At 55.4% G+C, this 10,535-nt stretch carries 8 protein-coding genes; 6 read left to right on the top strand and 2 right to left on the bottom strand.

The window, feature by feature from the left end; translation table 11 throughout:
• Window positions 1-636: 636 nt before the first annotated feature.
• From WC600_16190 to WC600_16180, 3 genes are read left to right on the top strand one after another with little or no spacing between them, the layout of a single operon-like run.
• Window positions 637-2,751 carry an ATP-binding cassette domain-containing protein gene (locus WC600_16190; GenBank protein MFA4904275.1) on the top strand — a complete coding sequence of 705 codons (2,115 nt, stop codon included), beginning with the start codon at window positions 637-639 and terminating at the stop codon, window positions 2,749-2,751.
• 27 nt (window positions 2,752-2,778) lie between these two features.
• Entirely contained in the window at window positions 2,779-3,120 is a 342-nt protein-coding gene (locus tag WC600_16185) for a nucleotidyltransferase domain-containing protein (protein ID MFA4904274.1), read from the top strand.
• Window positions 3,110-3,523, top strand: a complete 414-nt coding sequence (locus WC600_16180; GenBank protein MFA4904273.1) for a HEPN domain-containing protein — start codon at window positions 3,110-3,112, stop codon at window positions 3,521-3,523. Before WC600_16185 ends, WC600_16180 begins: the two co-directional genes overlap by 11 nt.
• 54 nt (window positions 3,524-3,577) lie before the next feature.
• Here the strand turns inward: WC600_16180 and WC600_16175 are convergent, their stop codons facing one another.
• Entirely contained in the window at window positions 3,578-6,244 is a 2,667-nt protein-coding gene (locus tag WC600_16175; GenBank protein MFA4904272.1) for a response regulator, read from the bottom strand.
• Window positions 6,245-6,951: 707 nt separating this feature from the next.
• Complete coding sequence (locus tag WC600_16170) at window positions 6,952-7,176, bottom strand: YMGG-like glycine zipper-containing protein (protein MFA4904271.1); 225 nt, start codon at window positions 7,174-7,176, stop codon at window positions 6,952-6,954.
• A gap of 555 nt (window positions 7,177-7,731) precedes the next feature.
• Here WC600_16170 and WC600_16165 point away from each other — a divergent pair.
• The 3 genes from WC600_16165 to WC600_16155 are packed head-to-tail and all read left to right on the top strand — an operon-like array spanning window position 7,732 to window position 10,370.
• The gene (locus tag WC600_16165) at window positions 7,732-8,322 is read left to right on the top strand and encodes a hypothetical protein (protein ID MFA4904270.1); all 591 of its coding nucleotides are present in this window, start codon (window positions 7,732-7,734) and stop codon (window positions 8,320-8,322) included.
• Window positions 8,323-8,343: 21 nt separating this feature from the next.
• Complete coding sequence (locus tag WC600_16160) at window positions 8,344-9,354, top strand: DUF6599 family protein (GenBank protein ID MFA4904269.1); 1,011 nt, start codon at window positions 8,344-8,346, stop codon at window positions 9,352-9,354.
• Window positions 9,354-10,370 (top strand): DUF362 domain-containing protein, encoded by a 1,017-nt coding sequence (locus WC600_16155; GenBank protein ID MFA4904268.1) that lies wholly within the window; start codon window positions 9,354-9,356, stop codon window positions 10,368-10,370. Before WC600_16160 ends, WC600_16155 begins: the two co-directional genes overlap by 1 nt.
• The last annotated feature ends 165 nt before the right edge of the window (window positions 10,371-10,535 follow it).

Raw genomic sequence — 10,535 nt, 5'->3', positions numbered from 1 at the left:
CACCCGTGCCGTGTCCCGGCACAAGGATGCCGGCGCCCCATTAATCCCTTGATAATACTGGCTAAGTTTTGCGAAAGCCGAATATTTAGCCCGGGACCAGCGCGGGACAGGGCGTGACAACCCTGGCACCGCCTCGACCGGAACGCGCTTGCACGCGGGTTTAGACCGGGTATATGGCGAGGGCGCCTCGGCAATGTCCCGGCACATGTGCCGGATTTGCCCTTCCAATCGGCCTGCGCCCGGCCATTTTCAACGATTTTTGGGGTAGTTTTGAGGGACTAAAAGCCATTTTTAAACCGTTTTTCTCTGTTATCATGAACGAAGCGCAGGCTCTTATAGTGATTGCCAAAAGAGTTTCTTGCAAAATTACCGGACATTATGTGGTCGCAAGCTTTAGCCTTGTTTTGAGAAATTCGCCGGTAGCACAGGCTTTCCAGCCTGTGCTTATGTCATATATACGGTTTCGACCGTAAAGAGACTTTTGCAAGAGGCTCTTTTGGCAAGCACTATAAATATGGAATGCAGAATACACCGAAGGCTGACCGAGCAAAAGTAACCTGGGACCAAACCTTCAAGGAACTAAAACGGTTGACCAATTGGCCATTTTAGCATTAATTATTAAGGGAAAGGAAACGCATGTCCCAGGTTGAGCGCACGGAAACCCTGCTTCGCATCGAAAACCTGACGGTGCACTACGGCGCGGCTCAGGCTTTGTTCGGCATCGATCTGGCCGTGGGGCAGGGCGAAACCGTGGCCCTGGTGGGGGCCAACGGCGCGGGCAAGACCAGCCTGCTCAAGGCCATCATGGGACTGGCGCCGCCGTCGGGCGGGCGTATCATCCTTAATGGTGTTGACGTCACCGGTTCATCCGCGGCGGCCATGGCAGCCCGTGGCGTGGCCCTGTGCCCCGAGGGCCGGGAGATGTTCGGGGACCTGACGGTCAAGGAAAACCTGGAATTGGGGGCTCTGGCCTTACGCATCGGCGCCTCTGAGATGGCCCGGCGCCTTGATGGAGTCTATGCGCGGTTCCCGCGCCTTAAAGAACGGGTTGGCCAGCGCACCAACACGCTCTCCGGCGGAGAGCAGCAGATGGTGGCCATGGGCCGGGCCCTGATGGCCCAGCCGCGGTTGTTGCTTTTGGACGAGCCGTCTTTGGGGCTGGCGCCGCTCATAACGGATGAAATTTTCGACATCATTAAACAGTTGACCCGGGCCGGGGTGACTATACTTTTGGTGGAGCAAAACGCGGCCCGGGCTCTCACCGCCTCTAAGTCGGCTTACCTCCTGGCCAACGGCCACCTGGTGGGCCAGGGCTTAAGCGACAAACTCCTGGTGGACCCGGAGTTGCGCCGGGCCTTTCTGGGGGCGGGTTCCGACAACAACCCGGCCGCGTCCCGTTTGGGCGCGGCGGGATTGACCAATATCAGATTGGAGAAGCCGAATTTGAGCCAGCAGACTTTTTTGCCGTCTTTTAAGACCGAGTCCGAACTCAAGGCCCACCAGTTGGCGGGGCTGAAGTGGACGATGCGACACGCTTACGAGGGCTCCAGCTTTTACCGGACTCATCTGGACGACGCCGGGATTTCACCGGGGGACATCCTCGACCTGGCCGATTTACAGAAACTGCCGCTGACCACGGCCGAAGACCTCAGGGATGGTTACCCCTTTGCCTTCCGGTCGGTGCCCTTTGAGCAGATCGTGCGCATCCACGCCAGTAGCGGCACCACCGGCAAACGTAAGATTCTCTGCTATACCCAAAAGGACGTGGACGACTGGCGGCATTTCTTCGCCCGGGCCTATGAGATGACCGGTGTCACCCCTCTGGATCGGGTGCAGATCGCGGTGGGTTACGGGGTCTGGACCGCGGGGGTGGGTTTCCAGGCGGGCTGCGAGGCTCTGGGGGCCATGGCCCTGCCCGTGGGGCCGGGGAATGTGGACCTGCACTGCGAGTTTCTGGTGGACCTGCAAAGTACGGTGTTGTGCTGCACCGCGTCCATGGGCCTGCTCATGGCCGAAGAGGTTAACAAACGGGGCATTGCCGACAAGATCAATCTGAAGAAGATCATCTATGGCTCAGAGCGCTCGTCGGTGTCCATGCGGCGCAAGATTTCCGAACTTTTCGGGGGCGTGGAACTCTTCGACATTCCCGGGATGACCGAGCTTTACGGACCCGGCACCGGGATCGAGTGCCCCGACCACGACTGCATCCACTACTGGGCCGATTACTACATCCTGGAGATCCTGGACCCGGAGACTCTACTTCCGGTCCCCGACGGCGAGTGGGGGGAGATGGTGGTCACCACCCTGTGCAAGGAGGCCGCGCCCTTAATCCGCTACCGCACCCGGGACATCACCCGCATCATCCCGGGAGCGTGCACCTGCGGCAGTATCCTGCCCCGGCACTCCCGCCTTCGGGGCCGCACGGACGATATGTTCAAGTTCCGGGCGGTGAACATTTACCCGTCCAGTGTGGACCGCATCCTCTCTGAGGTCCCGGGGCTGGGGTCCGAGTACCAGATTCATCTGACCCGGGACGACCACGGCCGCGACTCCATGCTCCTCAAGGTGGAGCGGGGCGAAGGAGTGGAGGCGGGCCGCGTTGATGAGCTCTGCCGTGAAGTGCGCTATGTGGTCAAGCATAAACTCATGGTCACCCCCGAGGTGGTGGTGATGGACTACGGGAAGCTGCCCCGCTCGGAGCGCAAGAGCCAGCGGGTGTTCGACAACCGCATCGAGGATTCGGTGGTGTAAGGAAACAAGGGGCCGACGAGTTATTCAATGACCATCTGGGACTTAGAAATGCAAAATAAGGATGCCATGTTGAATGAGGTCCTGCGACGTCTGGTCGAGGTATTTCAACCAGAGCGCATCTACCTGTTTGGTTCCAAGGCCAGAGGCGATGCCGGACCAGACAGCGACTATGACCTCATGGTAGTGGTATCCGACGACGCGCCACCGGAAAAAAGGCGCAGCCGCCTGGCTTATCAGGCCTTACGCGGCACCCGGGCCGCCGCGGACGTATTAGTTTGGACGAGGGAGGCGTTTGATAGCCGTCTCCATCTTCCTCCCTCGCTACCTGCGACCATTATCCGAGAGGGGAGATTACTCTATGCCGCTTGATCCGGTTTTGGTGGCTGATACCCGAGCCTGGTTGCGAAAAGCGGAAACGGATGTGAAGGCGGCGCGCCATGATTTCACCGCTTCTCCCCCGCTTCTGTCTGATGTCGTGTTCCATTGTCAGCAGGCAATCGAAAAAATACTCAAAGGGTTTCTCATGTGGCACGGCCTGCCTTTTCGGAAAACTCACAGCCTGGAAGAATTAGGTGAGCAGTGTCTAGATGTGGATTCGACCTTAAAAGATCTGGTTGATCGTGCCGTGCCCCTCACTGAATATGCCTGGAAATTTCGCTATCCCGGTGACCTGGAAGAACCATCACTTGAAGAAGCCCAAGAAGCACTTCAGATTACGCAGGAATTTTATGAAACAATGCTTCTCCGATTCCCTTTGGAAGTTTGCCCATGAAGAGAGCCGCAGACTCATAAGAGACCGATAAGAAAACGGGACCGTCTTTAACGATCAGGCTTGACGATGCTTCTTCAACAAGCGCCGGACAATCTTGTCCAGGTCCCCTCCAAGGACGGGTTTCTCCAAACATTCGATGCCCATTTGCCGGGCTCCGTTGATCTTCTCGGTTTCGCCAAAGCTGGTTGCCAGGATAATGGGTAAATCAGGGCGCAGGCGCTGGAGTTCACGGGCCAGCTCCAGACCAGATATCAGGGGCAGGCTGTAGTCAGCGATGACCAGATCAAACTCCTGGGGACTTCTTCGGAAGGCTTCCAAGGCTGAAGAACTGTCAGTGAAGGCAGTGACACGGTACCCGAGACGCCGGAATAATTTTTCTTCCAGCTTGCAAAGTTGAGGCTCATCATCCACCAGCAGGAGATGCTCACCTCGAAGCGCGGCTACTTTGGCTATTTCCTTAGGGGGCCGGGTAACTATTTCCCGAACCAGATTTTTGGCCTGGAGGGCGGATTCGAGCATCTCCTGTAAGTTGCGGCACACACTGCTTTCATTGGGCTGCTCGTCCAGGGCCATTTCCGTTTGCAGGATCAGGGATGACAAAATATTGTTAAACTCGTCCAACTTGCCACTCGCACTTAAGGCCTCGGGGTTGTATTCGAGGAGGAAATGGCCAGGCGTCCCGAATCCAGGATTGACCGGCTGCAGCGGAATCGCCTCCCGGCCGAAGATCAACGCCTGATTTTTTCCTCTTTGTTTCAGCCCCACCCCTATAACATCAAGCGCCAGGTGGTTGCCGTCTTTATGGCGGAACTGCCAGCGTTGCTGGGTTCCGTCATTTTGTTGAACAATTTTTTGAAGCTGGTCATGGGTTTCTTGAGGCTGCTGGTCCAGCAGGTCATCCAGTCTTAAGGCAAGCAGCTCTTGAGGCGTGTAGCCCAGGGCCTGGGCCATAAACTGATTCGATTCCTTAATTTGTGAGGTGTTTGGATCGATAACGGCAATGGCTTCGGGCGCGGCGTCCAAAATGGCCTTGACGCGGCCCGACGTTGAGAGCGCGTACTCCTTGAGATATAAGTTGCTGCTCAGGCTGACCAGGGCCAGGAGCGCCAAAATACAAGCCAGCAGAATGCCGCCGAGCCGGTACATGCCGAGGCGCTCGACGGGACGGAAAAAAAAGATCGACCAGCCCGCGTGGATGGTCCCAGCGTTTGATACCAGATAATTTACCCCCTGAAGCTCCACTCGGGCCCCATCCTCAAATTTTGCGGGAAAAATGGGGGCAAACCGGTCTTTGCCGTACTGATCCTTTAATTCAGCAGGGTTTTGTTGATCCAGCGGCCAGAGACTTTTAAAAATCATGTCCGGATTGGTGGCCAGAAACACGATGCCGCGTGGGTCTGCCAGGGCCATTATGGAATTGCCTTTTTGAACTGCGGCTTTCAGTTCCTCAGTAATTTTATCCATGGAGACTTTTATTACCGCCACCCCTCGCGTGATTTTTCCCCGGGGAGCGCGCACGGGGCAGCTCACATAATACCCCGGCACCTTGGAAGTAACGCCTACGGCAAAATACCGGCCGAAGGACCCGCTAATAGCCTGTTTGAAATAGGGGCGAAAGCCATAGTTATGGCCCAAAAAACTATCGTGGTCATTGCGGTTGGAGGAGGCTATGGTTTTTCCTGTTGTATCCATGAGATAGCAGACCGACGCCCCCATAGTTTCTTTGTAGCGGTCCAATAAGCCATTAACCCGATCTTGATCTACCTCTCGGTTAGTGCGAATCGATAAGGCCAACCAACTCGTTTCGCCCAAGGCTTTGGCGCCATCATCCAGATGCTTGAATTCGGCGTTTAACCGGTTTACCACAATAGCGGCATATTCCGAAACCTCGGCTTTGACCTTATCGTGCTGTTTATTGGCCCAGTCTCCCAGATAAAGGGTCAAGACACTGCCCAAGCCCAGGATGACCGAGAGGGTGGCCAGCATCGTAAACATGTAACGGGAACGATACCGGGTATCTTGAGCCTCTTCCTCTTTCTGACGCCACGGCAAATAGCCATATATGCCGGCCGCCATCCCAAAGGCCAACAGCCCCTGAAAGAATTGAATCGGCACACCGGTAAAGCGCGCCAGGAGGTCTTGATTGAGCCAGGCGGTCGAAAACAGGGTGGACTGGAGGGGCGAAAGCGCGGTGCTTACCGCAAACAGGCCCAGAGAAAGGCTCGCAAGCTGACCGCTGCCGCGATTTTGAGGAGGCAGTTGGCGGCCTGCCGAAAACAGTGCAGCCGCAGCCCACAATCCCCCGATTAATCCTAGCGTATAATGACTGACGAATTCTATCCCGGCCCAGCCTCGCAAACCTCCCAGGGCAGTCATCATCAGGAGTAGAGCTAACAGCCATAATCCCGATTCCCGGCCCCGGACCCGGCTCAACCCGGACCGACCGAATTCCATTAAGCAGACCCATGAAACAATGAGCAAAGCAGCGCTGATGATGCTTAAATAAGAAGGCTGTGAAATATTTATGGCGACCAGTGACAGCCAGGCAGCCATTCCCTGAGCTAAGGCGAATCCGCCGAACCAGCGCCAGTGAAGTCGTTGATAAACATCCCCGCGAAAGAGGTAGCAAACTGCCAACACCAAGAAAAAAGCCAACCCCTCAAAGAAAAAGATGTAATCCATCTGGCCTTTAAAAAGGTCCTGAAAGGTGGCAACTCCCATTTTTCTTCTCCTTAAGGGGGATCAGCCTGATTATCGGCTGTTAGGGATTTTCCCCGTTTGAACGGGACTTCGTCCGGGCCGCCTCTAAGTTAGCTGAAGATGAGTGAGTGATCTGCAGGTTTATTCTAGTGGGGCGACGGCAGGTTTTGCATGAATTTGGCGTTCCCTCGCGCGAGTAAAAAAATTCTTTATATTTGGGCTGAATTAAGCACTCTTCCGCAGGTCTTCCTGAGGCCTCCTAAATTCAATAATTAGGGTAAATGGGCGAAAAATACTCGTATAGATCTTTCCCTTAGAGCTTCAAATGTATATTATATATTCTATACACGATTATATTAAACTTATACAAAATTCAAGTTTTTTTAAAAGAAATCTTGGGATCATTCGGTCTATAAAATCAACCGAATGATTCCAAATACTTACAAAAGGGGTTTCTGAAATTGATCCTGAGATAAATAAAGAAACGGCAGCGGCATGACTTTAGGAATAGATCAGGTGAGCAGGTGATAACCAGATGGCCCGGTTATCCAGCGCTTTTGGTCTTTTGGAGCTATGAAATGTTATGGGAATTGTCGTGCCGATGAGATCATGCTTCCTACGCTATACGGCGAGAGATCACTGCAGTGCGCTTTAGCCTCCACCCTACCCCCGTTTTTAAAGCGAGAAGGTAGGGTGTCCATGTTTGAAAGTAAATCCGAGAAAAAACCTTAACGGGTTTTCTGGGACTGATCGTAAAGAAAACCTCCCAGCAAGCCCGCTCCCGCACCGGCGGCAGCCCCTAAGCCCGCAGACCCCGCCAAGGCTCCGATGACGGCGCCGCTGCCAGCGCCGATGGCTCCGCCACTTAACACCCGCTGTTCCGTGGTTGACAGATTGGCGCATCCGGCTACCGCCCACAACGCTACCAACATGACAATGATCGTTCTTTTCATTCTCATTTCCTTGTTACTCAAAAAAAACCCCCGGTTCCTACCGGGGGGTTAGGGGTTGATATATATGCAGGGTTTGGAGAATTGCTTATAACATTAGCGGCTGGAAGCGGAGAAATCTATAAACATAATGAGCATTTTCATATCATCATTTTGATCATTTGAAGCTTCACTATTTACGTTACGACGAATTTTTGCAGCCTCATAGTGGTTCCCTTAAGTTCGCTGGTTGAGCCGATGAAAAACTAGAGATTGTTAGGCTATTGTTAAACCAATCATGATTTTAATGCCTTGCAGCGGCCCCCCTTGTTTTTTTTGTAGCATAGTAGATAAAATAACATCCAAGGATCTTTCGCCATGTTTGCTCCGGCCCTGGTGGCCGCGTTATTATTCTTCCGGACTTTCATGATTGCCAGGCTCACGGCCTTGCCGGTTATCCGGGCAGATCAAAATCTTGGCGCGGCCTGCCGCAGCGCGCTAATCCCTGGTATTTTTCCCAGGTTTTTCCGAAAGCCACAATCCCTACAGTTCACATCCCGCGGTAAGGAAGGAGGGGGTATGAAGCGTCTGGTTTCAATACTTTTGGGGTTTCTGCTGGTGGTTGGCGCGGTCTCCGAGGGGCTGGCGGCGAGCGCCAAGGCCATGGCAATGCGGCAAACCAACGGGCTGACCGTATTCACGCCACCGCAGAAGTTCCTGGCCGGGAATTTCGTGGCCGACGAAATGAACCCCACGGTTATTTTCGGTCCGGTGCAAGCCTTTGCTGCGGCCCGCAAATGTCCCACGGCCTGGCTCATTGAGGCGTGGGAGGGCAGCAAGGATATGCCGGCGGAGTACACCCTTTACTTGGAGGAAGACTGTCCTGACCAGGTGGTCTACTATGTCTTTATCGACCAGAGCGCTTTGACCCCTCAGCAATGGATCGAATGGCGGGAAAAGTTCTATAAGAGCAAGACGGGAGAGTCATTTGACGCGACCAAGTCCAAACTGGACCAGGCCTGCACTGCAGGCTGCGGGGTCGGGGCCGAATTGCGCTTCATCCAGAAAAATGGGGAACTAACGGCTAAATCTCCGGAAGGAATTCTCAAGGACGATCTTAAGGTTAGCCCTATTTACGATCTGAACCGGCAGCAGAAAATTACCAAGTAGATAGGTTGATTCGGGAAGTTTATGGCAAGGCGTAAGGCAAAAGTGAGCGCGGCGCAGAGGCTGACCGGTTATGCCATTCTGGCCCTGTTGGGCTTGATCACCGTGGGGCTGTTGGTCCAGCAGTCCCGGTTCAACCCCGCGGTGATCGTGGCTCTGCGCGCCCCTCAACCTGTTGGGCGGGTCCAGGCCGGTTCGGGTCAGGGAGAGGCCGCGACGGCTGCGCTGATCCCGGAGGTTCCGGGATTTACCCCTCTGGCCGCGGTGGAGAGCTACAATCCGGATAACCTGTCCGATAAGATCGACGGCAAAGCCGAACTTTATCTGGCGGCTGGGTTTAAGGAAATGTCCTGCCGCATGTTTAGTCTGGCCGGGGCAGAAAAGACCCACGTGGACGTCTACCTCTACGATATGGAGTCGGCCCAAAATGCCTATGCCGTATTCAGCGGCCAGCGCCGGGCCGGCTCCCCCAGTATTACTCTCACCGCCAATGCCTATGCCACCAGCAATGCCCTGTTTTTCACGCAGGGCAAGTTTTATGTGGAGATCGTAGCGGACCGGGCCTCGGAGACGCTAAAAAACACGCTTTCGACCTACGCGGCCGCGCTTTTGGCCAAGCTGCCGGCCCAGGCTGAAACCAAGAGTGAGGGGGCGCTTTTTCCCAAGGAAGGCCTGGCCGCTGATACCGTGCGTCTGAGCGCCGCGGATACCTTCGGCCTGGAGGGGTTCAATAACGTCCTCACCGGGGAATACACCCTGAAAAACGGGAAGGCCACGGCCTTTATAGCGCAGCGCGATACGCCGGATCAAGCCCAGGCGGACGCCAAGCGTTACCTGGAATTTTTGGCCGCCAACGGGTACAAGAAAATCCAGGCTCCGGGAGGCCCGGCGGGTCTCTCGGCGTTCAGCCTGGAAGATTCGTTTGAAATCGTCTTTGTCCAGGGCCGCATTTTAGCGGGGGTGCATGACGCGACCTCGCAGGCCGCGGCGCTGGAACTCAGCAATAACTTGCGGACCGAACTCAAGGGGAAGTAGTGCAGCAGCCTAAGGATGAGCAAAAGCTAGAAACCGGCGAGTTAAACCGCCGGGATTTTATCAAGCGGATAGGGTACGCCGCGGCCTTAAGCCTGGCCGCGGGGGGCCTGGGTCTGGCCCTGTACGATCCGAAAGGCCCCGCCGCGTCTCAAGGCCAGAAGGCCCTGACCGGACTGGGAAATTTCGCCCTGAAATCCTTAACGCCGGGGCAGGGGAAAATGGCCATTGTTAAGGGCATGGACCGGAAGGGGATGGTCGAGCAAGGGGTGAAGGCCCTGGGAGGCATGGAGTTCTTCATCCAGAAGGGCGATAAGGTGCTGATCAAGGTCAACGCCGCGTTCGCCACGCCGGCAACGCTTGGGGCCACCACCAACCCGGAGGTGCTCGCCGCGGTGGCCGATCTGTGCTTCAAGGCCGGGGCGGCCCAGGTGCTGGTGACGGACAACCCCATCAACAATCCCGATGGCTGCTTTGAGATCAGCGGGCTGGCCAATGCGGCCCGAGCCAGTGGCGCCAGCCTCATCGCGCCCCGGCCCGCCCTTTTTGCGCCCCTCAGCCTGCCCGGAGGCAAGCTCCTGGAAAACTGGCCGGTGCTGGCCGGGGTCTTTCCGGGAGTAACCAAGGTCATTGTGATATCCCCGGTCAAGGACCACCAACGCGCCGGGGCTTCCATGACCTTGAAAAATTTTTATGGCTTCCTGGGCGGGCGGCGCAACGTCTTCCATCAGGATATCAACGGCATCATTACCGAGCTATCGCAGTTGCTCAAGCCCACTCTGGTGGTCCTGGACGGCACGGTGAGCATGATGACCAACGGCCCTACCGGGGGTTCCCTGTCCGATCTGAAGGACACCGGCACCATGGTGGTCTCAACCGACCCAGTGGCCGCGGACGCGGTGGGCGTGGAACTTTTGGGGCGGACCCTGAATGATGTGCCTTATATCCTTATGGCCGAGAAGGCTGGGGCGGGCACTGCCGATTATAAGCGGCTTAACCCGGTGCTGATTAATATTTAAGAGTCATTAACCGGAGTCTTTAATCAAAATTACTTTTACTAATTCTTTATCATCATAAAAGCGAAATCCCCCCTAACCCGCCCTTGCTAAAGAGGGGAACCTGGCTGAATTACTTGAGAAGTCCCCCTTTGAAAAAGGGGGATTTAGGGGGATTTGAAAGCAGAT

This window comes from Desulfobaccales bacterium (assembly GCA_041648175.1).
Classification (GTDB): Bacteria; Desulfobacterota; Desulfobaccia; order Desulfobaccales; family 0-14-0-80-60-11; genus 0-14-0-80-60-11.
The sequence above is the reverse complement of the archived record's forward strand: the minus strand, read 5'-3'. Positions and strand labels throughout refer to the sequence as shown.